We start from the raw sequence: 25,354 nt of genomic DNA, 5'->3' as shown, positions 1-25,354 counted from the left end.
AATGATGTGGGCGGTATACTAGGTTAGTACGCATACATATTGGAGGTTTTAATGATGATCAATCAGGAGCGTTTACTAAATGAATTCCTGGAGCTTGTCCAGGTGGATTCTGAAACAAAGCATGAAGCAGAAATTGCCAAAGTCCTGAAAAAGAAATTCACTGATCTTGGAGTCGATGTTTTTGAGGATGATACGACTGCTGAAACAGGCCATGGTGCCGGAAATCTGATTTGCACGCTTGAAGGCACAAAAGAGGGCGTTGATACCATTTACTTCACTTCCCATATGGATACTGTCGTTCCCGGGAAGGGCATCAAGCCATCAATTGAGGACGGCTATGTGGTGACTGACGGAACTACCATCCTAGGTGCTGATGATAAAGCCGGGCTTGCGGTTATGCTCGAGGTCGTCAGGGTTCTGAAAGAGCAGAACATTGAGCATGGGACCATCCAGTTCATCATCACAGCCGGCGAGGAGTCAGGGCTGGTAGGGGCGAAGGCGCTTGACCGTTCACTTGTGAAGGCAAAGTTTGGCTATGCGCTCGACAGCGACGGCAAGGTTGGGAATATAATTGTAGCAGCTCCGACACAGGCAAAGGTGAAAGCGGTCATCCAAGGCAAAACAGCTCATGCCGGTGTGGCACCTGAGAAAGGCGTTTCTGCGATCACCATCGCAGCAAAAGCAGTGGCACGCATGCCGCTTGGACGCATTGATGAGGAAACGACTGCCAATATCGGCAGATTTGAAGGCGGACAGCAGACGAATATCGTTTGCGACCGTGTCGACATCCTGGCTGAAGCCCGTTCCCTTATTGGTAAAAAGATGGAAGCGCAGGCAGCCAAGATGAAGGAAGCATTTGAAAGCGCAGCAGAAGAAATGGGCGGAAAAGCCGATGTTGAAATCCAGGTTATGTACCCAGGCTTCAAATATGGAGAAGGGGATCATGTAGTGGAAGTAGCAAAGAAAGCTGCAGCCAAAATCGGCCGCAGCAGTGAGCTTCTCCATAGCGGCGGAGGCAGTGACGCCAATGTGATTGCCGGCTTCGGCATCCCGACAGTCAACCTGGCTGTAGGCTATGAGGAAATCCATACAACCAATGAACGCATGCCTGTTGAAGAACTGAACAAGCTTGGAGAAATGGTTGTAGCAATCATTAATGAAGTATCCGGAAATTAATGATCATCGGGAGGGCCTGCGCGTCCTCTCTTTTTTCTTTTTTACCTGAGGTACATTTTACACTGTTAGCTCCCGGAATCGTAAAAAATATGGTATATTTGTAATAGATATACATAGCCGCCAGGGACTTTTAGCGGACGGAGGGACAAAAGCAATGGAAGAGAATAAAAAAATGATTGTGTTTCAGGTAGGCAAAGAAGAATATGCGATACCGATTGAATATGTCATTTCAATCGAAAAGGCTGAGGATATCACACCGATACCTCATCTCCCTGCATATGTGAAGGGAATTTCAAGGGTAAGGGGAGAATTGATTCCTGTCATCGATTTTGAGCATATTCTCTATGACCGCAGCCAGGCAGATTCTGATGCGGCCAGGATGATTGTGCTGCAGACAGAAGAGCTTTCCCTTGGGGCTTCGGTAGCAGAGGCTAAGGAAATTATTGATATGCCAGAAGAAGCTGTCAAAGAACTTGGACTTGCTGCTTATCAGAAAACCACCTACTTCAGCGGAGTTGCAGCCTTAGGAAGCCGGCTTATTACAATCATCGATCCCCTCAGGCTCGTACAAGCGCTTGAAGGCATCCGCGAAATCAAAGAGTTTATGAAAGATAGGAAAGAAGAGGCTGTCTGACTTTTTTTATCAAAGTAAGTATATATCTTTTTCGACTTTGATTACTGTCTGGCAGCTGCGCCTGATGCCCCCTTGTTCCTTAAGGGCGGCCAAGGCGCTTGCGCATTTTTAGAAGGGCCTGCTGCTGCAGGCCCTTTTGCTTTCTTAGCCTTGGATGCGGAATTTTGATAAAATATAGCTATCATTAAGTCAGGGAAGTGCTGAGGCATGAGAGAATTATATCCAAAGAACGGGCGGGTCATTTTGCACGTTGATATGAACAGCTTCTACGCTTCAGTCGAAATGGCCTATAATCCTGAGCTGAAAGGGAAGCCGCTGGCGATTGCCGGAAATGCAGAAGAGCGAAGGGGAATAATCGTCACCTGCAGCTATGAAGCAAGAAAGTTCGGTGTCAGGACAACAATGCCCTTATGGGAGGCCAAAAAGCTGTGCCCGCAGCTGATCGTAATGACGCCGAATTTTGAACGGTACCGTGCTGCCTCTATGGGAATGTTCAATATACTCGGCCAATATTCCGGGCTTGTTGAGCCTGTCTCCATCGATGAAGGGTATGTCGATATTACAGATAGCTATGAATATGGAGCGCCGCTTGAAATTGCCGGGAGCATCCAGAAGCAGATACTTGATCAGCTTGATCTGCCCTGCAGCATAGGGGTGGCCCCCAATAAATTTCTTGCTAAAATGGCTTCAGATATGAAGAAACCGATGGGCATCACCGTGCTGCGGAAACGCGATATAGGAAGTATCCTTTGGCCGATGCCTGTGGAGGAAATGCATGGAGTCGGCAAAAAGACAGCCGAGAAGCTTCGCACCCTCCAAATTGAGACGATTGGCAGCCTTGCTGAAGCTAATGATCTTCAGCTGAAAGGGTTGCTTGGCATCAACGGGCCGCGCCTGAAAGAGAGAGCGAACGGGATCGACCGCCGGCCCGTAGACCCGGAGTCTGCAGCCGAATTTAAAAGTGTCGGCAATTCTACTACGCTTCCAAGGGATGTGTCCAATCAGCAGGAGCTCTATAAAGTGCTTGATATGCTGTCGGAAAAGGTAGCCCTCCGTCTGAAGAAAAAGAAGGTATATGCATCAGCGCTGGGCATCACCATCCGCTATAAAGACAGAAAGACAATAACGAGGAGCAGGAAGCTGGATAACCCTATCAGCTTAAAGGAAGATCTGGCTGCTTTCAGCCGGAAGCTGTTCATTAAGCATTGGAATGGTGATCCCGTCCGCCTCCTCGGGGTTACGGCTCAGGAGCTTGTGGAGCAGGACCAGGCTGTCCGCCAGCTTGATTTATTTTCTTATGAAAAAGATGCCAGGAAAGAGCCGCTTTTCAAAACCCTGGCCGATCTGCGGAGCAAATTCGGGGATAAGATAATCGACCTTGCCGGAGCGGCGGGCGATGGAGCTGATAAACCTCTAGTTGGAACAGATACCAGCTTTAATAAGGATTTTCTACACGATGCAGGAAAACGCTCAATCCATCACCCGGCTCAAAAAGATCAGGATTAATGTTTATAAAAGGAATGGAACGTCAAACTAAGAAGGGAAAGCCCGAGTTTGATTAGTTGCATTCCTTTTGCCGTTTTGAGACATTATTATTGCTAGCAGCCTTCCTTGGTTACGGCTTGCCGGCAGTAGAAACCAGCTTCAGAAGCAGAAAGGGAGAATAAAATGACTAAACAGGAAATAGGAGTTATCGGCCTTGCCGTAATGGGAAAAAACCTTGCCTGGAACATTGAAAGCAGGGGATATGCTGTTTCTGTCTACAATAGATCTTCTGAAAAAACGGAAGAAATGCTTAAAGAATCCGAAGGGAAGAATATTACAGGAACCAACTCTATTGAAGAGTTTGTCAATTCCCTTGAAAAGCCGCGGAAAATCATGCTGATGGTCAAAGCGGGCGGCCCTACGGACGCAACGATCGAACAGCTTAAGCCTTTCCTGGAAAAAGGCGATATACTGATAGATGGCGGAAACACCTTTTTCGCTGATACACAGCGGCGGAATAAAGAGCTCAGCGAGCTAGGCATCCATTTTATCGGAACCGGGGTATCCGGGGGAGAAGAGGGTGCACTGAAAGGTCCGTCCATCATGCCTGGCGGGCAAAAGGAAGCCTATGACCTTGTCGCACCGATCTTTAAGGATATTTCTGCAAAAGTGAATGGCGAGCCGTGTACTACGTACATAGGCCCGGATGGGGCAGGACATTATGTCAAGATGGTCCATAATGGAATCGAGTATGGAGACATGCAGCTGATCTCCGAATCTTATTTCCTTCTTAAAAATGTACTTGGCTTGTCGGCGGAAGAGCTGCACACCGTCTTTGCAGACTGGAATAAGGGCGAACTCGACAGCTATCTGATTGAAATTACAGCAGATATTTTTACTAAAAAGGATGAGGAAACAGGCAAGCCGCTCGTGGATGTGATCCTCGATACAGCCGGCCAAAAGGGCACAGGGAAATGGACAAGCCAAAGTGCCCTTGATTTAGGTGTCCCGCTTCCGATTATCACTGAGTCCGTCTTTGCACGCTTCCTTTCGGCCATGAAAGAGGAGCGCGTCCACGCGAGCAAACTTTTGAAAGGACCTGAAGCGAAGAGCTTTGAAGGAGACAGGGAAGCATTCATTGAGTCTGTCCGCAAAGCTTTATATATGAGCAAAATCTGTTCCTATGCTCAGGGGTTCGCCCAGATGCGGGCTGCATCGGATGAATACAGCTGGGACTTGAAATATGGCGATATCGCGATGATTTTCCGCGGAGGCTGCATCATCCGCGCCCAGTTCCTGCAGAAAATCAAAGAAGCTTATGACAGGGAACCGGGTCTTAAAAATCTTCTGCTTGATCCATATTTCAAGGAAATCGCCGAAAGCTACCAGGCAGCCCTGCGGGAGATCATCAGCTCTGCTGTACAGAACGGAATACCGGTGCCATGCTTCTCAGCCGCGCTTTCTTATTATGACAGCTACCGGACGGAAACCCTCCCGGCCAATCTGCTTCAGGCACAGCGCGATTATTTCGGCGCCCATACGTATCAGCGTACGGACAAAGAAGGCACGTTCCATACGAACTGGATTTAATACATGCATTCAAAAAGCCGCCAATCGAGGCGGCTTTTTGAATGATAAAAATCCCTCCGGGCAGCCGAAGGGATTTTTTGTATTAACAATTATCAACGTCTAAGTCTGCCACAGGCCACCAGGAGAATCCTTCTTTTGCAAGCAGCTGGTCTGCTTCTTCAGGTCCCATTGTCCCTGCTTCATAGTTGGGGAAGTTTTCCGCTTTATGGTTTTCCCATACTTCGGAAATTTTGTCCACGAAGCTCCAGGATAATGCCACTTCATCCCAATGGGTAAAGTTTGTGGCATCGCCTCTCATGCAGTCATACAGCAGCTTCTCATATGCTTCCGGCGTGTTTATGCCGCTGCCGCTTTTATTCGAGAAGTTCAGCTTGACTTGATTCGCTTCAAGCTGGTTTCCGGACTTTTTGGCATTAAGGTGAAGCGTGATCCCTTCATCAGGCTGGATGTGGATGATCAGCAGATTCGGATTGACTGTCTGCCCTGTTTCATAGTACAGGTTCATCGGAATATCCTTGAATTGGATGACAATCTTCGTTGACTTGACGGCCATCCTCTTTCCTGTCCTGATATAGATTGGGACGCCGGCCCAGCGGAAGTTGTCGATAGTCAATCTTCCGGCCACAAAAGTTTCGGTATTGGACTCGCTGTCAACCATTGGTTCTTCACGGTATCCCGGCACTTGTTCGCCGTCAAGCACGCCTTTGCCATACTGGCCGCGCACAAAGTGTTCGTGAACCATATCTCCCTCAAGCGGACGCATCGCACGCAGGACCTTTACTTTCTCTGAGCGGATCTCATCGGTCGTCAAACGGATCGGCGGCTCCATCGCAAGCAGTGCCACCATTTGCAGCATATGGTTCTGAACCATATCTCTTAGGGCCCCGCTCTTTTCGTAATAGCGGCCGCGTTCTTCTACCCCAAGGACCTCGCTTGATGTCACCTGGATATTGGAAATATGGCGGTTGTTCCAGAGCGGCTCAAACAGTGCATTGGCAAAACGGATTACCTCAATATTCTGGACCATTTGTTTACCAAGGTAATGATCAATACGGTAAATTTCATCTTCGGAAAAAGCATGCCTGATCTGGCTGTTCAGTTCTTTTGCAGACTCAAGATCATGGCCGAACGGCTTTTCTATGACAAGGCGCTTGAATCCATTGGTTTCGGTCAGGCCATCCTGCTTCAAATGAACAGCAATGGTGCCGAAGAATTCCGGTGCCATGGCTAAATAGAAAATACGGTTGCCTTCGAGGCCGTAGGTATTATCAAGATCTTCAGCCATTGACTTTAAAGCTAGATATGAGCTTGAATCAGTCACATCATGTGAGTGATAGTAAAAATGGGATGCAAACTCATCCAGCCTGGTGCTGTCCTTTATCGCAGACTGAACGGAATTTTTTACATTTTCCTGAAATTCCTCGTTGGAAAGCGGTCTTCTTGCAACTCCGACGACAGCAAAACGCTCTGAAAGATTTCCCTTTTCAAAAAGCCTGTAGAGGGAAGGGAACAGTTTACGATTGGCAAGGTCGCCGGTAGCTCCGAAAATCATGATTAATCCTGTTGGTTTTTCATTCTGTTTCACGGTACATAAACCTCTCTTCAACAAAATTTCAATATATGTAAGTTCTTATGCTGTAGGCCTGCAGCGGGATTTATCTTTAAAAAAGCTCTTTTTATGCCGGCACGCTCACTGGATCGGTAACCCGGATGAAGCCCCTGACACAAACAAAGGCTATAAAAAGTCTTCCATTAAAAGAACACCCATACAAGTATAAAATTTTATAGCTTATCCACTGAAATCGCAAATAATATGCGCCTTTCTTCTGCGAAAGCGCTGCCTTTGGCTGCTGCCTGATTAGTTTCCGCAGCAGGGCGGGAAACTATCCGTTTTTTATGGGGATGAAGACGGGGAGGACCTTTCTGCCGGCATTTATGATATAGTGTTGATTATAAAAACGCGATTTAACGGCAAGTGGACATATTTCACCGAGTAAAGGGGGGGCACGGGTGGATTTACTATTTTTAGGAACGGGGGCAGGAATACCGGCAAAGCTCAGGAATGTTACCTCAATGGCATTGAAGCTTCTGGAGGAGCGGGGGACTGTCTGGCTGTTTGACTGCGGCGAGGCTACCCAGCATCAAATCCTGCATACATCACTGAAGCCCCGGAGAATCGAAAAGATTTTTATAACCCATATGCATGGCGATCACATATACGGGCTTCCCGGACTTCTCTCAAGCCGCTCCTTCCAGGGAGGCGAGACAGAGGTGGAGGTGTATGGGCCCAAGGGGCTGAAAGATTATATTAAAATCAGCCTTTCGGTGAGCGGTACTTATTTAAAATATCCGCTGAAGATCATTGAGGCAGAAGAGGGCGTTATTTTCGAAGATGAAGATTTTAAAGTGGAGGCAAAGCTCCTCGACCATGGTATCCCTTCTCTTGGGTACAGGATCATCGAAAAAGACAAACCGGGCACTCTCCAGGCTGATAAGCTGAAGGAAGCGGGAGTCATGCCGGGTCCGATTTACAGGGATATCAAAAATGGGATTCCTGCTGCGCTGGCGGACGGCACTGTTTTGAATCCGGCAGATTTTCTCGGTCCGGATATCAAAGGGAGGGTCATCACGATCCTTGGTGATACAAGAATGTGCGCAAGCGCCCTTGAACTTGCCAAAGATGCTGATCTGCTTGTCCATGAAGCGACCTTCCAGGCGGGCGAAGAAACAATGGCACGCGACTATTACCATTCCACAACCGTTCAGGCTGCGGAAATAGCGAAACAGGCTAACGCAAAGAAATTATGCCTCACACATATCAGTGCACGCTACGAAAGAGCAGACTGGGCAATGCTCACCGATGAAGCGCGCACTGTGTTTCCAGATGCCGATATAGCAGAGGATTTTAAGGAATTCCATATCCCGGTGAATAAGTAAGGGGGCGAAAGCTTGAAGACACTATATATTGTTCGCCATGCAAAAGCCGAAGGCCAGCCGTTTGAATCCCGGCTGACTGAAGAGGGAAGAAAGCAGGCAGTGAAGCTTGCGGAGTTTTTTAAGGATAAGCCTGTTGATTTTATCTACTCAAGCCCTTTCACCAGGGCGCTGGAGACAGTCGGGCCGCTTGCGGAGTCAAAAGGGCTTGGTGTTTCCGCTGATTCCCGGCTGGGGGAAAGGGTGCTGAGTTCCCTCTATTTTGATGACTGGCAGGATAAGCTTATGCAGAGCTTTGATGATTTCGGACTGCGCTTTGAAAACGGAGAAACCCAGGAAGAGGGGATGGCAAGGGCGGCATCACTCTTAAAAGAAGCCATTGAGCGTCCCGAAGAGCACATCCTGCTTGGCAGCCATGGAAATTTAAGCACGCTCATGCTCAGATATTTCGATGAACAGAGCGGCTTCGATGTGCTGATGAAAATGTCCAATCCGGATGTTTTCAGGATTGCCATCAGTGACGAGGGACATGTTCTTGAGCGGATTTGGGCGGAAGAATAAAAGAAGAGCGTGCAGCCTTAGGGGGTTGCACGCTCTTTTTATGTCTTGAGGCCCACAGGATGTGGGTCATGCAGGCGTTGCCACAGGACGTGGCGTATTTAGCCTGCGTTCCTTGTTAGAACAGTCGCCTCCGCTTTTCTCACCACCCTCTATCATATTGTTTCGGGGGTTCGATTTCGGTGCCGAGCTGTTTGGCTGCGGTTTTTGGGAAATATGGATCGCGGAGCAGCTCACGTGCGATGAAGATGAGGTCTGCCCTGTCGTTTTGCAGGATTTCTTCGGCCTGCAGTCCTGATGTGATCAGGCCGACTGCTCCTGTCGGGATGTCCGCTTCACTCTTGATGGTTTCGGCGAATTTGACCTGGTAGCCGGGATATGCGTGAATGCGGGCTGGTACGAGTGCACCGGAGCTTACATCGATCAGATCGATGCCCTGTTCCTTCATCCAGCGCCCGAACGTGACATAATCCTCAACATCCAGTCCGTTTTCGTTGTAGTCGCTCGCTGATACCCTCACAAAGAGCGGTCCGTCCCAAACAGTCTGGATGCTGTCGATGACTTCCCTCAGGAAGCGGTAGCGATTTTCTGCAATCCCGCCGTATTCATCTTCCCTGAGATTGGATAGGGGAGATAGAAACTCATTGATCAGATAGCCGTGGGCCGCATGGATTTCTATAACCTCGAATCCTGCTTTCTTAGCACGGACAGCGCCTTCCTTAAAGGCTTCGATCGTTTCTTTAATCTCTTCTTTTGTCATTTCTTTCGGCATTTTCATTTTTTCATTGAAAGCAACGGCAGACGGAGCAATGATTTCGCCCTCAATAACCGCTTTTCTGCCCGCATGCGCAAGCTGGATGCCGGCACGGGTGCCATGCTCCTTCATCATGCCTGTCAGCTTCTGCAGCCCCTCGATATGATCATCGCTCCAGATCCCGAGATCCTGGGGAGAAATACGGCCCTGCGCAGTTACAGCCGTCGCTTCTACAATGATCAGGCCAACCTGTCCGACAGCCCTGCTTGTATAATGGGTCAGATGCCAGTTTTCTACTTTGCCATCTTCATTATGGCTGGAATACATGCACATCGGCGCCATGACGATGCGGTTTTTTAGTGTGACGTCTTTCACTGTGTATGAAGAAAATAACTTTGTGTCCATAATTGCCTCCTTCTTATTTCGTGCAGCTAAGCACTTTTAGTATAGCAGGGGGCAGAAGGGAAGGAAAAAGAAAGCGCTCGCGCTTATTTATTTTCTTGGCGGAGCTCCTTCAGGCTGTATTTTGTACCCCGCCAGACGATGCCGCCCCTCTTAAACGTCAAAAAGCTCGCGCGCATGATGCTGTATATGAAAAGGAGTGCCGTTAACGGAAAAACGAGAAAAAGGGCGGGCGAAAAGGGGGTCATGCGGTTTGAAATCATCGTATAAAGGCATCCCAGCAGAACGATGTTTGCTGCACTGAGCCCCATGACGAGCCGATTCGGCGAAAAAACGGCAAAGAAAGGAAGCACCTGGGAAATGAAAGTGCCGGCAATGGCCAAAAGCACCATGCTGATCCGGTAATGGAGGCCGGCGAATGTATTTTTCTCAAGTCCCTTTAATGCTTCTCCCAGGCTTGTATACCATTCGACTTCAAGCAGTTCCAGCGCTGCAGCGATTTTCTGCCTGTACCCGAGCCTCTTCATCAGCATCCCGAGCATCAGGTCATCATCCGGCCTCATCCGGATGGATTCATGTGTGCCGGCATCTTCGTAAGCTTTTTTGGAAATAAGGTTGAACGCGCCGATCCCAATCCCCGTTTTCGATTCCGGCCTGTTGGCCTGCCAGGGGCGTTTATAATAGGAAAACCCGAAAAGGAAAAAGCCGATGAACGCTTTGAGCCAGAAGCTGTGTGCTTTTAAAGCCGGGGCTGCAGTAAGATGATCAAGACCCTGGCGGCTGAAATAGGCAAGGGCCCTGCCGATGGCATCTTTCCGGAACATCACGTCGGCATCAGTAAAGAGGATTATATCTCCCTTTGCCATTCTTGCTCCTCTGCAGAGGGCATGGTTTTTCCCGAGCCAGCCATCAGGCAGGTCATGGATATGAAACACCCTGATTCTTGCATCTTCCTGGGCCAGCTTTTCCATGATCTCTCCCGTGCCATCCTCTGACCGGTCATTAACAAGGATCCATTCGAGATGTGTGTAATTTTGTGCAAGCTGGGTGCGGATGCTCTCTTCGATCACGGCTGCTTCATTTCGTGCTGCTGTGACAATCGACAGAAGGGGGCCGGAAGCCAGCTCTGCTTCATCTTCAAGCCGGTCAAGCCTCCGCAGTCCCAAAAACGCATCAGCTATGGCGCATATCCAGATGATCATGCAGAGTGCCAGAAGAATGCTCAGCATTTTTTTCACTCCCTCCCTGTGTTTGGATCCATTTTAAGGAAAGGGGAGAAGATGTTCAACTTTGGCTATTCTTCTGCCGCAGTTCTTCCGTAATCGCTTTGCCAAGGCGCCCTGACTGCAGTGCAGCCTCTTTGATGCATAACATGAAAGCCTCCTGGACGCCATGGCTGTCGAGCACACGGATACCGGCCTCTGTGGTGCCTCCCGGGCTGGTGACATTCCTCCGCAGCTCTTCCGGCTCTTTATCAGATCGGGCTAGCATGGCCGCTGCGCCTGCCAGTGTCTGGATGATGAGCTCCTTTGCTACAGACTGATCAAGGCCGGCCTCGGCTGCGCTTTTCTCCATTGCTTCCGCCAAATAATAGATATAGGCAGGGCCGCTCCCTGAAAGGCCTGTCACTGCGTCCAGCTGGTCCTCCTCCACAAACACCGCCGTCCCGACGGTCTCGAAAATTTCCCTGGCGAGTTCAGCCTGTTCCTGGGTGGCTTTAAGATTTGCCGCCAGGGCTGTGGCCGATTTGCATACAGCTGCAGATGTATTAGGCATGGCCCTTATGATGGCAGGCTTGAGGCGGGAGAGCCTTTCTATGCTCTCCATCGGCACGCCTGCAAGGACAGAAATGATCAGCATACTTTCATTCAGGTAAGGAACAAGCCGCTCCATCGCTTCTGCCGCATCCTTTGGCTTCATGGCCAGGATGACTGCTTCCGCTCCGGTCAGCACCTCATCCATGCTGTGGGTGGCGTGTACGCCATAAGTGCCTGCCATTCTTTCAAGCCGCTCCTCATTGCTTTTATTGGTCACATAAATATGCTCAGCTTTCACAAGCCCGTTTTCTATCATGCCTGCAATCAGGGCTTCCGCCATGGATCCTGCCCCGATGACCGCCAGTTTTTTCATAATGATCAAATCCTTTCTGTTTTTGGTCCGTTAAAAATAAAAAGCCCTCCGTCCAGTAAAGGACGAAAGGCTTGCTTCCGTGGTACCACCTTCATTCACCAGGACCGTCATTGTTACAGGCCTGGTGCAGCTTAGCGCCCGTTAACGCCGGGACGGGACGTCAGGTTTTCCTGACAGCTCATAAGGTAGGTTCAATGTTCAAGCGGGCGGTGAAGCCTTTCAGCCGGCGGGCTTCACTCTCTTTCGCCATTTCCCATTTACTGGCCCTATTCAACGCTTCGTTCTTTATAAAAAAGATGTTTTTGTGATTATGCAAGAAAAGGAGCGGCCCTGTCAATAGGCTTTCATCGTGTTTTAAAAAAACCATCTAGAAAAGTTATGTGAAAATAATGACAATTATATATAATAAAGTTAAACTTGAAATATATACTGCCTGCGGATTCTCCAAAGTATACATAGAAGCTGTGTTTTTCCGGCAGCAGCTCTGTTTATTTTCCGCTGAAATGATGGTGCTGCTGGAGAAGCCGGTGTTTTTATATCCATTACTTTATTTAAATATAATTTCAAGGAGTTAAGAAAAATGGCTGAATGGAAGAATGATATCGCGAAATTAGTTATCCCCACCCCTTTTCCGGTGGGAGATGTGAATGTTTACCTGATTAAAGGCGACAGGCTGACTTTGGTGGACGCCGGCCCGAAAACAAAAGAAGCATGGGAAGCACTGAATCATCAGCTGCAGGAGCTGAAGCTGAAGCCGCAGGATATTGAACAGGTGATCCTCACCCATCACCATCCCGACCATGCCGGCCTGCTTGATTATTTTTCCCCTGAACTCGAGGTTTACGGACATTCTGCAAATGAACGCTGGCTGAACAGGACAGAGGCCTTCTTTGATATGCATGACCGATTTTACAGGGGGCTTTTCCGCGAATTTGGCATTCCGGATGCTTATTTGCCATTCATTGCCCTGATGAAGAAAACGCTTAGATTTTCCTGCAGCCGCTCTCTTACCGGCTCGATCTGCGAAGGCGATGAACCGCCAGGCCTGCCGGGCTGGAGTGTGGTGGAAACTCCGGGGCATGCACAAAGCCATATAGGCCTGTACCGCGAAAAGGATGGCACTTACATCGGAGGGGACCATCTGCTTGCCAGGATTTCTCCAAATCCCCTCCTCGAGCCCCCGCTTTCTGGAGAAACAGAACGTCCAAAGCCGATGCTTCAATATAATGAGTCACTGAAAAAGCTGCTGAAGATTCCTATCAGCCTTGTGTATTCGGGACATGGACCTGAAGTGAGCGAAGTTCCCCCGCTGATTGAAAAGAGGCTCGGCCGCCAGCATGACCGCGCAATGCAGGTCAAAGGATGGCTGGAGGAAGGGCCGCTTACTGCCTTCCAAGTATGCCAGAGGCTGTTCCCGGCCGTTTATGAGCGGGAGTTTACCCTGACTCTCTCGGAGACAGTAGCCCAGCTTGACTATTTGGAGTCGTTAGGGGAAATTGTTATTAAGGAGGAAGACGGCGCCTTCTTTTATACAATAGCTGAATGAGGTGGTTTTTTGCTGTCAGGACGTCTTAGAGGAAAAAATATTGTCATCACCGGGGCATCAGGAGGCATCGGAGCGGAAATGGCTGCCCTTTGCGCGGAAAGAGGGGCGAGGCTGTGGCTTTTGGCGCGGAATCAGGAAAAGCTGGAGGAGATCGCCGGTGCCCTTGGAACCCGCTATGGCGCTGAAGTAAATACAGACCGGCTGGATGTTTCTGATACAGAGGCGGTCCAGTCTGTTTTCGCCCGGATCCTGGGCGAATGGGGACATGTTGATGTACTCGTGAACAATGCCGGTTTCGGGGTTTTCCGGGAAGCGCACGAAGCGCCGATCGAGGAAATAAAGGGAATGTTCGATGTGAATGTCATCGGGCTGATGGCCTGCACAAGCATGGTCCTGCCTTCTATGAGAAGCAGGGAGAGCGGGCATATCATCAACATCGCATCCCAGGCAGGGAAGATCGCTACGCCAAAATCGAGCGTATATTCTGCCACAAAGCACGCAGTTTTGGGCTACTCGAACAGCCTCCGGATGGAGCTTGCCGATCTGGGGGTGCATGTAACGACAGTCAATCCTGGCCCGATCAGCACTAATTTCTTTAATATTGCAGATGAAAAAGGGACGTACGTGAAAAATGTCCAGCGTTTTATGCTGCAGCCGCGCTATGTGGCAGAAAAAGTGGTGGACAGCATGCTGACGGGCCGGAGGGAAATCAATCTCCCGCGCTGGATGAATGCCGGCAGCACCATCTATGCCCTTTTCCCGCGCCTTTTTGAAAAGGCCGGCCGGCGGGCATTCAATAAAAAATGAGTGCGGTTTTTTGGGAGGGAATGTAGCAGTGCCTCCAGTTTTGCAGAGTTGCTAATAAAACCGGAAAGCTGCTAATAAACTGAAAAGGCTGCTAATAAAAGTCAAAATTCCGCCTTTCGCGAAACAAACAGGGCCCTCCAGCAGAGGGTCCTGTTTGTTTTTCATTTCTTTCTTTTCTCAAAAGTAAGGAGACCCGGTGACAAATCCATAAACCGCATCTTCGACTATTTCGTGCAGATCGGCTTCTGCATCTTCCTTTTTCTTCTCCTCAATACTCCTGTAAAGCTCTTCAAATTCCCTGCTGCCGGGCTTGATCAAGCTGCCGTCAAAGCCGTACTGGCCAAGGCAGCCGGCCGCCATTTTGTATATCAATTTTCTGTCCATCGAGATTCCTCCCTCATCGCCATTATAGCCAATCTTTCCGCCAATGGAAGCCCGGCCTGCCGGCAGCGAAACTCTGGAAAAACAGCATATCTGCTGGCAGGCAAACCGTAATAAAGAAATTCGTCGTAAAATTTCCATTGAATGCGAACGCATATTCGCTTAATATAGTGGGTATAATGAATTAGAACAGATGTTCTTTTTTTAGCATCTGAAGTGAAAGCTGATAAACCGCTAAGAGGAATGCAGCCAAGCGCCAAGGGAGAGAAAAGAAATGATCGATTACAGCACGATGCCGAACAACCAAATTTTATGTGTGGATATGAAAAGCTTTTATGCAAGCTGTTCCGCTGTGATGGAGGGCCTCGACCCGCTTGAATGCTATCTTGCTGTAGTAGGTGATAAAAAACGGAAAGGGAGCATCGTCCTCGCCGCCTCCCCGCGGATGAAAAAGGAATTTGGCGTCAAGACCGGTACCCGCTATTTTGAAATCCCGAAAGATCCCCGCATTATTGTGGTAGAACCGAAAATGGCCACCTATCTGAGAATTTCCACCGAGATTACACGTGTATTCCACCGCTATGTCCCGAAGGAAAGCATCCATACTTACAGTGTGGATGAAAGCTTCATCAAAGTTGACGGAGCTGCAAAGCTTTGGGGAGGCGCCTATACCATTGCCGAGAAAATCAAGGATGATATTGAAAGGGAGTTCCAGCTGCCCTGTGCCATCGGCATCGGCCCTAATATGCTGCTCTCCAAGCTGTGCCTTGATCTTGAGGCGAAGCAGAAGGGGATTGCCGAATGGACATACGATGATGTCAAGGAGAAGCTCTGGAAGGTTTCGCCCCTGAGGGACATGTGGGGCATCGGAAGAAGGGTGGAGAAGACCCTGAACGGGATGGGCATTTTCACTGTAGGGCAGCTGGCCCGCTATGATCTGGAAGCATTGGAAAAGAAATTCGGGATCATGGGGAATCAGCTTTACCATCATGCCTGGGGCGTTGATCTTTCCGACATCGGCGCGCCGATCATGGAGGGGCAGATCAGTTTTGGGAAAAGCCAGATCCTGCTGCGCGACTACAAGGATGAAGGGGAAATCAGGCAGGTGATCCTTGAAATGTGCGAAGAGCTGGCAAGAAGGGCCAGAAACCACCGCAAGGCGGGAAGGACAGTCAGCTTTGGCGTCGGATACAGCCAGGATGAATTCGGAGGGGGCTTCTACCGGTCGCGCACCATTAATCAGCCGACCAATGTCACCATGGATATTTACCGGGTCTGCCTGGAACTTTTTCAGGAAAATTACTCTGGGAAGACGGTCAGGAAAATTTCAATGGCCCTTGGCAATATTGTGGATGACCATGAATTCCAGCTCAGTCTTTTTGACCTGAACAGCTGGAAAAGCCGGGAGCTCGGATACACCGTCGACAGCATCCGCCGCCGTTTCGGATCCGGTGCGCTGCTGCGGGCGATATCATATACTGCGGCAGGGACAGCCAAGCATCGGGCCACACTGGTCGGTGGCCATAAAATGTAAGGAGGCAGAGATATGATCCGGGACAGGGGAAGGATAAAATGGACGTCGATGATGCTGCCGGAGCATGTAAAGCTGCTCCGGGACTGGGCGAAAGAGGACACCTATGAAAAGCCGAAGGAACTGGATGAGCAGCAGCTTGAACAGATGAATGAGACACTTGCCGAAGCGATGGAGTTCGGCCAGGCGGTCGCCATCACCCACTTTCGGAGTCACCGCCATGAACTCGTAATCGGAAACATCCACTATTGGGATGAAATCGGCCAAAAGCTTCATGTCATAGACCATTTTGGCGAGGTCCACCGCATCCCGCTGAACGCGGTTGCCGATGTCAGGGCCGCCGGGGAATAGCAGCAGGAAAAGAGAATGGATTTGCGCAGGGGGAGCACCTTAAAGGCAGGAGGTGTTTCTTATGCCAAGAGGCAAAGAGCTTGAGCAGCTGCCGATGTCCAATATTGCTCCGGGAGCGGGGGCGGACAAAGGGAAATATAACCGCCATTCGCTTAACGGTATAGAGCAGAAAGACCAGCCCCGCCCGGCTGATGCCGGGAAAAGCCAGCCCTGATCCGGCAGAGCTGTCACCTGCCGGGTTATTCCCATACAGGCGGGCCGGCTTGTCCAGCAGGGCGGAAGTGCTGAGCACATGAAAAGGTGGAATGCCTGCTTTATGCTAGAATGGGATTATGAAACGAAAGCAGGTGATTTTCCCATGAAAATTGCAGTCACTAGAACAGCACAGGAAAAGCTCAAAGAAAAAACAGCCGGAAAAGAAGGCTATTTAAAATTAAAATATGATACAGAAGGCTGCGGCTGTGTTGTCAGCGGCGTAAGCGCCTTATGGCTGGTGGATGGAGTGGATTCCGGAGACAGGGAAATCAGCACCGATGGCGGCAGCATCTATATAGAAAATTCAAAAGAAGTCTTTTTCGATGAAAGCATGACAATCGATTATTCCGATCAAGCCAATTGTTTTCAGCTGAAAAGCCCGAATCAATACTTGAATCCGAGAATGAGCTTCATTAATAAGATTTCCTGAGGCAGGCCGCAATGCGGTCTGTTTTTTTTTGGCGTCTCAACTTAAACAGGGGGCCGGAGAAATAGGTAAATGGAATTTTTTATCAATTCAGGTTTCAAAAAAGACAGATAAGGCTAGAGAACCATAGCGCACCTTGGCGCATGTGACAGGCTGTTCCTTCATTTAATGTTAAAAGAGATGCTAAAGGGGGCGGGAGAATGAAGAAAAAGGCAGGCTTATGGATCATGCTGGCGGCCATCTTCCTTGCAGCATGCCAGCCTAAAACCTTCGAGGAAGCGATGAGCACAGAAGTGCCTTTCAATGTCCAAAAGGTGATACATAAAGAAAAGGTGAAGGGCGGCACGGTTGTTTTGTATCTGACAGAGCAGGAGCGGGAAGCGGACAATGGGGCGGAAAAGGTGCAGGCAGTTGCCGCCGCCTATCTGCAGGAAAGCAAGAAAGCCGGCTGGAAGAACGCGGGCCATAACCATTGGGAATATGAGCAGAACAATCATATGACGGTCTATCCGGAAACCTTCTATCAGTATGACACAGAAGGCAATTTGAAGCATAAAGTGCCGATCGTGTTTGGGCGGATCCTGAACAATGATATAACAGCAGTGGAAGCGGGAAAGAAGGATTTATTCCAGCCGGCGAAGCTGATTGAAACGGAAGAGGGGCGCTTTTATTTTGCGGCCGGTGAGTTTGAACTCGTGAGGGGCCTGTCTGTCGAAGGGAAGGCCATCAGCCAGCAGAAAAACAGATAGTGACGGCGGCTGCTATGCTGCGGGAGCATAAAGGGAGGAGGCTTTCACAAAGCCTCCTCCCTATCTGTTTAAGAACCGGCAGCCATCGGCCCCTTTTTAAAAATATAGTCTTCAAGAAATTCATCGATGGCTTTCTCATAGTCATTGCGGTTTTCATTCAAGGACTGGGCATGGACCCCGTTCATGGCAAGAAACAGTTTTTTCGGGCCGGGCTTGCGCAGGAAAAGGGCCTCTGTCATGGTGGGCAGGATAAAATCATCCTTTGTGCTGTGGATGAACAGCACCGGCTTTTTGATCTGGTCGATAACAGCGATGGGGGATACTTCGTTCAGCGAATATTTTTCCCTTAGGCGCAGGAAAATGTCTGCCACCGGAAGAACCAGCTGTGGCGGCAGCTTCATTTCTGTTTTCAGCCGGTAAGAAAGCTGCTCCCTGAAATCCGAGAACGGACAGTCGGCTATATAAAAATCGGCTCCATCCTCCAGCATTCCGGCATACAGCAGCATGGTGGCCGCTCCCATCGATTCGCCGTGGATCCCCAGGAGCAGGTCATCGCCTTTCTCTTTTTTCAGCCACTGGACAACGGCCTGAAGGTCGAATTTTTCATAATGCCCATAACTCGTCGTCTTGCCGCCGGATTCTCCATGCCGGCGGTGGTCATAGATCAGGGCATTGAATCCGCGGTTGAGGAACAGATTCATATACTTAATGCTGTTTGTTTTATTTTCTGTCACTCCGTGGCAGATGATAATGTATTTGTTCGAAGGGTGCGGCTCTGCGAGAACCGCCTTCAGGGAGTAACCAAAAGGGGATGGGATCAAAACCTCCTTTTTTGCAAGGCTGCTGAAGGAAAGAGGATCTACCCTTCCGGCTTCAGTTTCCCTGGTGAGGATAAAGCTGTCATCCTTTTTCTTCATATACATGATCCGATTGGTAAAATACACACCGATCGAGGTTAAAAAGACAAGCAGTGAAAAAAGGTAACGGAATGCCTTTCTCAAGACGATCCCTCCAAAATAAGGTTTTTTCTTTATTTTACCATTAGCAGATGCTCTTCGAAATGAAAACGGACCGAAAATCATCGTTTTCTTCCTGAAGAAAATTTCTGTTCTGTGAACGAAAAACAGCCGCGGCAATCGCGGCTGCTGAACGGCTATTGCGGAGAATTCTGGCCCCTTGCCGGGTGAATGGCTTTTTCCAGCTCTTCAGCCGCAATCGTATGATTGACAGTATCGCTTGCAGGCTTGCCTTTCTGGCTGTTCCCTTTGTCCCGCTTCTGGCTCATGATGATTCCTCCTTTGATTCAGCATTAGTTCTTAAAGTGCTCACAAAGACGGAAGTTATGCAGATCAAACAGGATTATGAACCTGCTTGTTCCCTGGATGCCTCTCCCACATACAGCTGGTAAATGGCGCTTTCAATCGGCCGGCTGAGATGGGGCTGTACAATATCGACGGCATCCATAAGGAGGTCCAAATTGATGCCTGTGCTGATTCCCATCCGTTCAAGCATGTTCACAACATCCTCGGTTGCCGCATTACCTGCCGCGCCTGGAGCGAACGGACAGCCGCCAAGGCCGCCTGCAGAGCTGTCGAAGCGGTCGATCCCTGCCTGGAGAGCGGCAAAGATATTCGTCAAAGCCATTTTCCTTGTGTCATGGAAATGCGCTGTCAGCAAAACATCCGGAAATTCGTGCTTCAGCCTGCTGAACAGGGAGTATGCCTCATGCGGGGCAGCCATGCCGATCGTATCGGCCACGCTCAGCTCATCTGCCCCGGCGAGAGTAAATTGGCGGCAAAGCTCCACAGTCCTGTCTTCCTCTATTTTTCCTTCATAAGGGCAGTAGAAGCTGGTCGAGATGCAGGCGCGCACAAAGTAGCCTTTTTCCTTCAATTCCCTGACCAGCGGCAGGACGTCCTCCATGCTTTCCGCTGTTGTTTTGTTGATATTTTTTTTGTTGAAGCTGTCGCTTACCCCAACGAAGACAGCAATCGCGCGGCAGCCGGTCATATAGGCGCGCTCAATCCCCTTCCTGTTGGGGGCAAGGACAAAATCGCGCACACCTGATCCAATGGAACTGGCGGCAATTTCAGCTGCATCCGCCATTTGCGGCACCCATTTAGGTGAGACGAAGGAGGTAAGCTCCATCTCGGCAAAGCCGGCTTTTTTCAGCGCGGATATGAATTCCTTTTTAACAGGGGTTGGAATGAACGTTTTTTCATTTTGGAGCCCGTCGCGCGGGCCTACTTCTATGATGGTCGCTTTCTTTGGCAGGCAGAGGGTCATGATTTCACTCCTGACAACATATTTTTATTTGTAGATTGCAAGATTAATGAAAGGGCTTTCTTATATTGTAGGAGAAAAGAAAAATAAAAAGCAAGAATAATAGAAATTTTGACAAAATAAAAGGAATTTCTCATTTTTGGCTCGAACTAATACATATTGCAGTTAGAAAGGGTGAATAGCTTGAAGCAGACAGACATCGTAATAGCAAGTGCAGTAAGGACGGGAATCGGGAGCTTTAACGGGAGCCTGAAGGGAGTTTCGGCTCCGGCGCTTGGGGCAGCTGCCATAAAGGGTGCATTGGAAAAAGCAGGGCTAGAGGCAGGGCAGGTGGATGAAGTTATCATGGGAAACGTGCTGCAGGCGGGGCTGGGCCAGAATCCGGCAAGGCAGGCAGCTATTTTGGCGGGGATTCCTGAAAGCGTTTCCTCCATGACGATCAATAAAGTCTGCGGCTCCGGCTTGAAGGCAGTGCATCTTGCCTATCAGGCGATTCTGGCAGGGGATGCAGAAGTCGTCGTTGCAGGCGGCATGGAAAATATGAGCCAGGCCCCTTACTTGCTGAAAGGCGCCCGCGATGGATTTAAGATGGGCGATCAGAAGCTGGTGGACAGCATGGTCTCTGACGGGCTGTGGTGTGCATTCAATGACTACCATATGGGCATGACAGCGGAAAACCTCTGCTCGCAGTATGGCCTCAGCAGGGAAGAGCAGGACACATTTGCAGCATGGAGCCAGGAAAAAGCGCAGAAAGCACAAGAGGCCGGGCGCTTCAAGGATGAAATTGTGCCTGTCGAAATTCCTCAGCGCAAAGGGGATCCGGTCATCTTTGACAGCGACGAATATTTGAAAAAAGGGACGACAGCCGAAAAGCTTGCAGGCTTGAGGCCGGCCTTCAAAAAGGATGGCTCTGTTACTGCCGGAAATGCATCGGGCATTAATGACGGTGCAGCCGCCCTTGTTGTGATGAGCAGGGCAAAGGCGGAAGAGCTCGGGGTCCAGCCGATTGCTGTCATCAAAGCGAACGCAAGTGCCGGCGTAGATCCGAGCATCATGGGAATCGGACCGGTGCCGGCGGTCAAGAAGGTGCTGGAGAAGGCAGGAGTTTCAATGGAAGAGCTGGATTTGATCGAAGCAAATGAGGCTTTTGCCGCTCAATCGCTTGCAGTAGGAAAAGAGCTCGGCTTCAACAATGAAATTTTGAACGTAAACGGCGGGGCTATCGCACTTGGCCACCCGATTGGCGCCAGCGGTGCAAGGGTCCTTGTTACGCTCCTGCATGAAATGAAGAAGCGTAATGCAGAGAAAGGGCTGGCAGCACTATGCATCGGCGGCGGCCAGGGAGTAGCGACAGTGGTTGAGCTTGCCTAGTCCAGCCTGCCTGCACTGAGGGGAAGAACAGCAAAAAAAGAAAAATATGAGAGGAGAGAAACGATGAAAACAATACATACATCCTTCCAGGAAGCAGTTGCCGGCATCCAGGACGGAGCGGTACTGATGGTGGGCGGCTTCGGACTTTGCGGCATTCCTGAGAATCTAATACTTGCCCTCGTGGAAAAAGGGGTGAAGGATCTGACCGTTATCTCCAATAACTGCGGAGTGGACGATTGGGGTCTTGGCCTTCTGTTAAAAAACAAGCAGATCAAAAAAATGGTCGGATCTTATGTGGGCGAAAATAAGGAATTTGAGCGCCAGGTGCTATCAGGTGAAATTGAAGTCGAACTGCTGCCGCAGGGAACGCTTGCTGAGAAAATCCGCGCCGGCGGGGCCGGCATTCCGGCATTTTATACACCTGCCGGAGTTGGAACCCCGATTGCGGAAGGAAAGGAGACCAGGATCTTCAACGGAAAGGAATATCTGCTTGAAGAGGCGCTTGCCGCAGACTTCAGCCTTGTCCGCGCCTGGAAAGGGGACCGTATGGGGAATCTCGTATACCGGAAAACGGCGAGGAATTTCAATCCTATGATCGCAGCCGCAGGGAAAACAACCATAGCGGAAGTGGAGAACCTTGTAGAGACTGGCGGGCTTGAGCCGGAAAACATCCACACGCCGAGCATTTATGTGCAAAGCCTTATTAAAGGCAGCCAGGAAAAGCGGATTGAGCGGCTGACTGTCAAATCATAATTAAGGAGAGAAAGGAGCAGCAGATATGAGCAGCGATAAAGGCGCCGTGCGCGAAAAAATTGCCAGACGGGCAGAAAAAGAAATTGAAGATGGATTTTATGTAAACCTCGGCATAGGCATGCCGACACTTGTGGCTAATTATATTTCCGGCAACAAGGAAGTGGTCCTTCAATCCGAGAACGGGCTTCTTGGAATCGGCCCCTATCCGGATAAGGAAGATGCGGACGCCGACCTGATCAATGCCGGAAAGGAAACCGTGACGGCCATACCGGGTGCAGCCTATTTTGACAGTGCCGAATCTTTTGCGATGATCCGGGGCGGGCATGTCAATGTCGCCATTCTGGGCGGCATGGAGGTTTCCAAGGAAGGGGACCTGGCCAATTGGATGATCCCCGGCAAAATGATCAAAGGAATGGGCGGGGCAATGGATCTTGTCCATGGAGCGCAGAAGATCATTGTCATCATGGAGCATACGAACAAAAACGGAGATAGCAAGATCCTTAAGTCCTGCTCCCTCCCGCTGACAGGAAAAGGGGTAGTGGACCGCATCATTACAGAGAGAGCCGTGATTGATGTAACAGCCGGGGGGCTGAAGCTGGTCGAGGTGGCGAAAGGCTTTACGGTTGAAGAGGTGGTAGGTTCAACCGGGCCGGAGCTGCAGGTGGATGATTCGGTTTTAACCGAGGCATTTTAAATGAAAGTTGGGTGCAGCCTCGGCGGCTGTACCTTTCTTCTGTATACAGAGAGGGGAATTTATATGGCAATCACTTTTAAAGGAATCGATCATATTCAGCTGGCAGCACCAAAAGGGACAGAAGAGCAGGCCAGGGAGTTTTACGGAAAACTGCTGGGGCTTGAGGAAATCCCCAAGCCTGAAAATCTGCAAAAGAGGGGCGGCTGCTGGTTCCTGTGCGGCAGCCAGGAGGTGCACATCGGCATCCAGGAAGATTTCATTCCGGCCAGGAAGGCTCATCCGGGCTTTGTTGTAGAAGATCTTACCGGACTGCGGAGCAGGCTGGAAGAGGCCGGCGCAGTGATCAAGGAGGAGCCGCCAATCGATGGAAGAAGCCGTTTTTTTACTGACGACCCCTTTGGGAACAGAATCGAGTTCCTCGAATTCAGCAGCTGATCCTTACTTGAGCAGAGAAGAAATCGAGCCGGCTTCTTGTATGCTATAATATCCTGTAAATACGCAAAAAGAGGGATAGAAAATGAAGAAAAAACGTCAACGCCAAACAGCACAGCAGAAAAAAGACGACAAGCCGGTTACACTGGGGGATATGCTCAATCAGGACCTGATGGATCAGCTTAAGGCAGCAAAGAAGCAGCTGAAGGATGATGAAGCGAAGAAGGCAGAGGAAGAGGAAAAAAGAAAGATAGAGGAACGGCGTTTAAGAGAGAAGAATAAGAGCTTTGAAGAGCTTCTCCAGGATAGCGATCTAAATTGGAAAGAGTATAAATGATGGAAAACCGGCCGAGGAAGGTGGATGTCCTGCCGTACAGCGGGAGCTGGGCCGTTTCCTTTGAAAAGGAAAAACAGCTGCTCGCTCTAGTCTTTGGCACCGCAGCAGACATTCACCATATTGGAAGCACATCTGTTCCCGGCATGAACGCCAAGCCGATCATTGATATCCTGGCCGAAGCGGACAGCGCTGACTTTTTTGATCAGGCAGCCGCCAGGCTGCAGGAATGGGGATATATAGCAAAAGGAGAAAACGGGCTCCCCGGCCGGAGGTATTTTGTAAGATTTACCGAAGCCGGGGAAAGGCTTGTCCATCTGCACGGTTATCCAAAGGGGCACCCGGAAATAGGCAGGCACCTCCTGTTCCGGGATTATTTGCGGAAGCATCCGGAGGAAGCCGGTTTATACAGCAGGACAAAGCTGGAAGCCGCCGGGAAATATCCTTATGATATTGAGTCCTATATAAAGGAAAAGGATCCGGTGGTGAAGCTGCTTGATGAAAAGGCGCTGGATTGGAGCCTGCAGAACGAAAAAAAGGAACAGGATCTAACTTGATCCTGTTCCTTTTTTTAGTTACTCGGCAATCGCCAGGGACTATCTGTGCTGTCCATATTGATTTGCCAGGCTGATAGACTGGATGGCCGCCAGTTCTTCAGCCGATAAAGGACCAGCTGCCGCAGCCATTGCATTCTCCCTGACCTGTGCGGCCGAGCTGGCGCCGGCAGCCACAGAAGCGACCGCAGGGCTGGAAAGGACATATTGGAAGGCCAATTCTGTCATCGAGCGTTGGCCGGCAGCTTCTTTCAGCTGGCGGAGAACGTCTTCCAGCTCTTTGTAGCTGTAATCAAGATAACCGTTTTCCTTTACAGAACCGGAAGCTTTCCCGAGCATCTTATCGCTCAGCATCCCCTTTGCGAGAGGGCCGCGGACCACGGCGCTGATAGCTTTCTTTTCAAGAAGCGGAAGGGCTGTCTCCTCCGGGCGGCGGTCCAGGATGCTGTATTGCATCATAACAGACGAGATATTGGACCTTTTCACGTATTCCCGGATCACATTCGGCCTGATGGAGGAGATTCCATAGTGGCGGATAAAGCCCTCTTCCTTCAGTTCTTCAAATGCTTCAATTGTTTCATCTATCGGATCATCAAGGGTTCCGCCGTGAAGCTGATACAAATCGATATAATCTGTTCCCAGCCGCTTCAGGCTTCCCTTGACCGCTTCTTTAATATAAGCCTTAGAAGGATCCCAGCTCCAGCCGTCCTTTGCTTCATTCCAGCGGTTGCCTGCTTTTGTAGCAATAATGACGTTTTCGCGCACTTCCTTGAGTGCTTCGCCGACAATCTTTTCATTTTCCCCGAAATCGTATAGATCGGCGGTATCAAAATAATTGATTCCTTCTTCCAGAGCTGCCTCAATAATCTTCCTTCCTTCAAGGGCATCTGTTCCAAGCGACATGCAGCCAAGTCCCAGCTCGCTAACATATAGTCCTGTCTTTCCAAGCTCTCTCTTTTTCATATTTTCACCTCGAACTTATGATGAGTCCATTGTATCTAAAAGAAGGGCATGGCCACAAATATAAGAGACTATTTTATCCTCCGGAGCCGGACTTTTTCCGGGCTGGCAGCATTCTCTGCAGAGTCGATCCATTCTTTGAGCAGTGTATGCTTCCTGCCGTACTCTCTCAATTTTTCACGAATCTCCCATGCCTTGCCTGCAAGGATGATGCCTTTAGAGTGGACGCGGATTTTCAATTCATACTCCCCCAAATAAAGTAT

At 49.8% G+C, this 25,354-nt stretch carries 29 protein-coding genes; 19 read left to right on the top strand and 10 right to left on the bottom strand.

Going from position 1 to position 25,354, the window contains the following annotated elements; translation table 11 throughout:
• Positions 1–54: 54 nt before the first annotated feature.
• From FZD51_RS09370 to gndA, 4 genes are all read left to right on the top strand, one after another.
• Positions 55–1,176 carry a M20/M25/M40 family metallo-hydrolase gene (locus FZD51_RS09370; protein ID WP_148974584.1) on the top strand — a complete coding sequence of 374 codons (1,122 nt, stop codon included), beginning with the start codon at positions 55–57 and terminating at the stop codon, positions 1,174–1,176.
• Between the two features lie 154 nt (positions 1,177–1,330).
• Positions 1,331–1,810 carry a chemotaxis protein CheW gene (locus FZD51_RS09365; RefSeq protein ID WP_148974514.1) on the top strand — a complete coding sequence of 160 codons (480 nt, stop codon included), beginning with the start codon at positions 1,331–1,333 and terminating at the stop codon, positions 1,808–1,810.
• A gap of 207 nt (positions 1,811–2,017) precedes the next feature.
• On the top strand, positions 2,018–3,316 hold the full coding sequence (locus tag FZD51_RS09360; protein ID WP_148974513.1) for a DNA polymerase IV: 1,299 nt from the start codon (positions 2,018–2,020) through the stop codon (positions 3,314–3,316).
• A gap of 162 nt (positions 3,317–3,478) precedes the next feature.
• Positions 3,479–4,885: an NADP-dependent phosphogluconate dehydrogenase gene (gene gndA, locus FZD51_RS09355; RefSeq protein WP_148974512.1), complete on the top strand. Its 1,407-nt coding sequence runs from the start codon at positions 3,479–3,481 to the stop codon at positions 4,883–4,885.
• A gap of 82 nt (positions 4,886–4,967) precedes the next feature.
• On the opposite strand, the gene zwf is transcribed toward gndA, so the two are convergent.
• Complete coding sequence (gene zwf, locus FZD51_RS09350) at positions 4,968–6,470, bottom strand: glucose-6-phosphate dehydrogenase (protein ID WP_148974511.1); 1,503 nt, start codon at positions 6,468–6,470, stop codon at positions 4,968–4,970.
• Between the two features lie 425 nt (positions 6,471–6,895).
• Between zwf and rnz the strand changes: the two genes are divergently transcribed.
• Together rnz and FZD51_RS09340 are read left to right on the top strand one after the other, a co-directional pair.
• A complete protein-coding gene (gene rnz / locus FZD51_RS09345; RefSeq protein ID WP_148974510.1) occupies positions 6,896–7,822 on the top strand; it encodes a ribonuclease Z in 927 nt (308 codons plus the stop codon).
• A gap of 12 nt (positions 7,823–7,834) precedes the next feature.
• Positions 7,835–8,380: a histidine phosphatase family protein gene (locus FZD51_RS09340; protein ID WP_148974509.1), complete on the top strand. Its 546-nt coding sequence runs from the start codon at positions 7,835–7,837 to the stop codon at positions 8,378–8,380.
• Between the two features lie 139 nt (positions 8,381–8,519).
• Here the strand turns inward: FZD51_RS09340 and namA are convergent, their stop codons facing one another.
• The 3 genes from namA to proC all read right to left on the bottom strand — a co-directional run bounded on the left by namA (position 8,520) and on the right by proC (position 11,663).
• On the bottom strand, positions 8,520–9,536 hold the full coding sequence (gene namA, locus FZD51_RS09335) for an NADPH dehydrogenase NamA (protein WP_148974508.1): 1,017 nt from the start codon (positions 9,534–9,536) through the stop codon (positions 8,520–8,522).
• Positions 9,537–9,619: 83 nt separating this feature from the next.
• Positions 9,620–10,762: a glycosyltransferase family 2 protein gene (locus tag FZD51_RS09330; RefSeq protein ID WP_148974507.1), complete on the bottom strand. Its 1,143-nt coding sequence runs from the start codon at positions 10,760–10,762 to the stop codon at positions 9,620–9,622.
• A 55-nt stretch (positions 10,763–10,817) separates the two neighbouring features.
• Positions 10,818–11,663, bottom strand: coding sequence for a pyrroline-5-carboxylate reductase (gene proC, locus FZD51_RS09325; RefSeq protein ID WP_148974506.1), 846 nt, complete (start codon positions 11,661–11,663; stop codon positions 10,818–10,820).
• A gap of 580 nt (positions 11,664–12,243) precedes the next feature.
• Between proC and FZD51_RS09320 the strand changes: the two genes are divergently transcribed.
• Together FZD51_RS09320 and FZD51_RS09315 are read left to right on the top strand one after the other, a co-directional pair.
• Complete coding sequence (locus FZD51_RS09320; protein ID WP_148974505.1) at positions 12,244–13,209, top strand: MBL fold metallo-hydrolase; 966 nt, start codon at positions 12,244–12,246, stop codon at positions 13,207–13,209.
• A 12-nt stretch (positions 13,210–13,221) separates the two neighbouring features.
• A complete protein-coding gene (locus FZD51_RS09315; protein ID WP_148974583.1) occupies positions 13,222–14,016 on the top strand; it encodes an SDR family NAD(P)-dependent oxidoreductase in 795 nt (264 codons plus the stop codon).
• A gap of 177 nt (positions 14,017–14,193) precedes the next feature.
• Here FZD51_RS09315 and FZD51_RS09310 read toward each other — a convergent pair whose 3' ends face one another.
• Positions 14,194–14,400 (bottom strand): YqzH family protein, encoded by a 207-nt coding sequence (locus FZD51_RS09310; protein WP_148974504.1) that lies wholly within the window; start codon positions 14,398–14,400, stop codon positions 14,194–14,196.
• Positions 14,401–14,671: 271 nt separating this feature from the next.
• Here FZD51_RS09310 and FZD51_RS09305 point away from each other — a divergent pair, with 271 nt between their 5' ends.
• From FZD51_RS09305 to FZD51_RS09290, 5 genes are all read left to right on the top strand, one after another.
• The gene (locus tag FZD51_RS09305) at positions 14,672–15,931 is read left to right on the top strand and encodes a Y-family DNA polymerase (protein ID WP_148974503.1); all 1,260 of its coding nucleotides are present in this window, start codon (positions 14,672–14,674) and stop codon (positions 15,929–15,931) included.
• A gap of 12 nt (positions 15,932–15,943) precedes the next feature.
• On the top strand, positions 15,944–16,279 hold the full coding sequence (locus FZD51_RS09300; protein WP_148974502.1) for a YolD-like family protein: 336 nt from the start codon (positions 15,944–15,946) through the stop codon (positions 16,277–16,279).
• A 61-nt stretch (positions 16,280–16,340) separates the two neighbouring features.
• The gene (locus tag FZD51_RS26100) at positions 16,341–16,493 is read left to right on the top strand and encodes a hypothetical protein (RefSeq protein WP_187445687.1); all 153 of its coding nucleotides are present in this window, start codon (positions 16,341–16,343) and stop codon (positions 16,491–16,493) included.
• A gap of 144 nt (positions 16,494–16,637) precedes the next feature.
• Complete coding sequence (locus FZD51_RS09295; protein ID WP_148974582.1) at positions 16,638–16,964, top strand: iron-sulfur cluster biosynthesis family protein; 327 nt, start codon at positions 16,638–16,640, stop codon at positions 16,962–16,964.
• 197 nt (positions 16,965–17,161) lie between these two features.
• Complete coding sequence (locus FZD51_RS09290) at positions 17,162–17,710, top strand: hypothetical protein (RefSeq protein ID WP_148974501.1); 549 nt, start codon at positions 17,162–17,164, stop codon at positions 17,708–17,710.
• A gap of 68 nt (positions 17,711–17,778) precedes the next feature.
• Here the strand turns inward: FZD51_RS09290 and FZD51_RS09285 are convergent, their stop codons facing one another.
• The 3 genes from FZD51_RS09285 to FZD51_RS09280 all read right to left on the bottom strand — a co-directional run bounded on the left by FZD51_RS09285 (position 17,779) and on the right by FZD51_RS09280 (position 19,996).
• Positions 17,779–18,711, bottom strand: a complete 933-nt coding sequence (locus FZD51_RS09285) for an alpha/beta hydrolase (protein ID WP_148974500.1) — start codon at positions 18,709–18,711, stop codon at positions 17,779–17,781.
• 152 nt (positions 18,712–18,863) lie between these two features.
• Positions 18,864–18,995 (bottom strand): hypothetical protein, encoded by a 132-nt coding sequence (locus FZD51_RS26570; protein WP_009794737.1) that lies wholly within the window; start codon positions 18,993–18,995, stop codon positions 18,864–18,866.
• A 74-nt stretch (positions 18,996–19,069) separates the two neighbouring features.
• Positions 19,070–19,996: a hydroxymethylglutaryl-CoA lyase gene (locus FZD51_RS09280; RefSeq protein WP_148974499.1), complete on the bottom strand. Its 927-nt coding sequence runs from the start codon at positions 19,994–19,996 to the stop codon at positions 19,070–19,072.
• Positions 19,997–20,176: 180 nt separating this feature from the next.
• On the opposite strand from FZD51_RS09280, the gene FZD51_RS09275 reads away from it, so the two are divergent.
• The 6 genes from FZD51_RS09275 (at position 20,177) to FZD51_RS09250 (ending at position 24,134) form a co-directional block, all read left to right on the top strand.
• A complete protein-coding gene (locus FZD51_RS09275) occupies positions 20,177–21,364 on the top strand; it encodes an acetyl-CoA C-acetyltransferase (protein WP_148974498.1) in 1,188 nt (395 codons plus the stop codon).
• A gap of 63 nt (positions 21,365–21,427) precedes the next feature.
• Positions 21,428–22,117, top strand: a complete 690-nt coding sequence (locus FZD51_RS09270; RefSeq protein ID WP_148974497.1) for a CoA transferase subunit A — start codon at positions 21,428–21,430, stop codon at positions 22,115–22,117.
• Positions 22,118–22,142: 25 nt separating this feature from the next.
• On the top strand, positions 22,143–22,811 hold the full coding sequence (locus FZD51_RS09265; protein ID WP_148974496.1) for a 3-oxoacid CoA-transferase subunit B: 669 nt from the start codon (positions 22,143–22,145) through the stop codon (positions 22,809–22,811).
• A gap of 63 nt (positions 22,812–22,874) precedes the next feature.
• Positions 22,875–23,246, top strand: coding sequence for a VOC family protein (locus FZD51_RS09260; protein WP_148974495.1), 372 nt, complete (start codon positions 22,875–22,877; stop codon positions 23,244–23,246).
• 82 nt (positions 23,247–23,328) lie between these two features.
• Positions 23,329–23,580: a YqkE family protein gene (locus FZD51_RS09255; RefSeq protein WP_148974494.1), complete on the top strand. Its 252-nt coding sequence runs from the start codon at positions 23,329–23,331 to the stop codon at positions 23,578–23,580.
• Positions 23,577–24,134 carry a GrpB family protein gene (locus FZD51_RS09250; protein ID WP_148974493.1) on the top strand — a complete coding sequence of 186 codons (558 nt, stop codon included), beginning with the start codon at positions 23,577–23,579 and terminating at the stop codon, positions 24,132–24,134. The genes FZD51_RS09255 and FZD51_RS09250 overlap by 4 nt, the downstream gene beginning before the upstream one ends.
• Before the next feature lie 39 nt (positions 24,135–24,173).
• Here the strand turns inward: FZD51_RS09250 and FZD51_RS09245 are convergent, their stop codons facing one another.
• On the bottom strand, positions 24,174–25,094 hold the full coding sequence (locus tag FZD51_RS09245) for an aldo/keto reductase (RefSeq protein WP_148974492.1): 921 nt from the start codon (positions 25,092–25,094) through the stop codon (positions 24,174–24,176).
• Positions 25,095–25,162: 68 nt separating this feature from the next.
• Positions 25,163–25,330 carry a Z-ring formation inhibitor MciZ gene (gene mciZ / locus FZD51_RS09240; RefSeq protein ID WP_148974491.1) on the bottom strand — a complete coding sequence of 56 codons (168 nt, stop codon included), beginning with the start codon at positions 25,328–25,330 and terminating at the stop codon, positions 25,163–25,165.
• Between the last annotated feature and the right edge of the window lie 24 nt (positions 25,331–25,354).

This window comes from Bacillus infantis (genome assembly GCF_008180445.1).
Taxonomy (GTDB): Bacteria; Bacillota; Bacilli; order Bacillales; family Cytobacillaceae; genus Bacillus_AB; species Bacillus_AB infantis_B.
This window is presented reverse-complemented; position numbering and strand designations above follow the sequence as displayed.

Bases quoted from the DNA above. Each gene is read 5' to 3' on its own strand.
- FZD51_RS09370 (WP_148974584.1), top strand. From the start codon at position 55: ATGATCAATCAGGAGCGTTTACTAAATGAATTCCTGGAGCTTGTCCAG.
- FZD51_RS09365 (WP_148974514.1), top strand. From the start codon at position 1,331: ATGGAAGAGAATAAAAAAATGATTGTGTTTCAGGTAGGCAAAGAAGAA.
- FZD51_RS09360 (WP_148974513.1), top strand. From the start codon at position 2,018: ATGAGAGAATTATATCCAAAGAACGGGCGGGTCATTTTGCACGTTGAT.
- gndA (WP_148974512.1), top strand. From the start codon at position 3,479: ATGACTAAACAGGAAATAGGAGTTATCGGCCTTGCCGTAATGGGAAAA.
- namA (WP_148974508.1), bottom strand. From the start codon at position 9,536: ATGGACACAAAGTTATTTTCTTCATACACAGTGAAAGACGTCACACTA.
- FZD51_RS09330 (WP_148974507.1), bottom strand. From the start codon at position 10,762: ATGCTGAGCATTCTTCTGGCACTCTGCATGATCATCTGGATATGCGCC.
- proC (WP_148974506.1), bottom strand. From the start codon at position 11,663: ATGAAAAAACTGGCGGTCATCGGGGCAGGATCCATGGCGGAAGCCCTG.
- FZD51_RS09320 (WP_148974505.1), top strand. From the start codon at position 12,244: ATGGCTGAATGGAAGAATGATATCGCGAAATTAGTTATCCCCACCCCT.
- FZD51_RS09310 (WP_148974504.1), bottom strand. From the start codon at position 14,400: ATGGACAGAAAATTGATATACAAAATGGCGGCCGGCTGCCTTGGCCAG.
- FZD51_RS09305 (WP_148974503.1), top strand. From the start codon at position 14,672: ATGATCGATTACAGCACGATGCCGAACAACCAAATTTTATGTGTGGAT.
- FZD51_RS09300 (WP_148974502.1), top strand. From the start codon at position 15,944: ATGATCCGGGACAGGGGAAGGATAAAATGGACGTCGATGATGCTGCCG.
- FZD51_RS26100 (WP_187445687.1), top strand. From the start codon at position 16,341: ATGCCAAGAGGCAAAGAGCTTGAGCAGCTGCCGATGTCCAATATTGCT.
- FZD51_RS09295 (WP_148974582.1), top strand. From the start codon at position 16,638: ATGAAAATTGCAGTCACTAGAACAGCACAGGAAAAGCTCAAAGAAAAA.
- FZD51_RS09290 (WP_148974501.1), top strand. From the start codon at position 17,162: ATGAAGAAAAAGGCAGGCTTATGGATCATGCTGGCGGCCATCTTCCTT.
- FZD51_RS26570 (WP_009794737.1), bottom strand. From the start codon at position 18,995: ATGAGCCAGAAGCGGGACAAAGGGAACAGCCAGAAAGGCAAGCCTGCA.
- FZD51_RS09280 (WP_148974499.1), bottom strand. From the start codon at position 19,996: ATGACCCTCTGCCTGCCAAAGAAAGCGACCATCATAGAAGTAGGCCCG.
- FZD51_RS09270 (WP_148974497.1), top strand. From the start codon at position 21,428: ATGAAAACAATACATACATCCTTCCAGGAAGCAGTTGCCGGCATCCAG.
- FZD51_RS09265 (WP_148974496.1), top strand. From the start codon at position 22,143: ATGAGCAGCGATAAAGGCGCCGTGCGCGAAAAAATTGCCAGACGGGCA.
- FZD51_RS09260 (WP_148974495.1), top strand. From the start codon at position 22,875: ATGGCAATCACTTTTAAAGGAATCGATCATATTCAGCTGGCAGCACCA.
- FZD51_RS09255 (WP_148974494.1), top strand. From the start codon at position 23,329: ATGAAGAAAAAACGTCAACGCCAAACAGCACAGCAGAAAAAAGACGAC.
- FZD51_RS09250 (WP_148974493.1), top strand. From the start codon at position 23,577: ATGATGGAAAACCGGCCGAGGAAGGTGGATGTCCTGCCGTACAGCGGG.
- FZD51_RS09245 (WP_148974492.1), bottom strand. From the start codon at position 25,094: ATGAAAAAGAGAGAGCTTGGAAAGACAGGACTATATGTTAGCGAGCTG.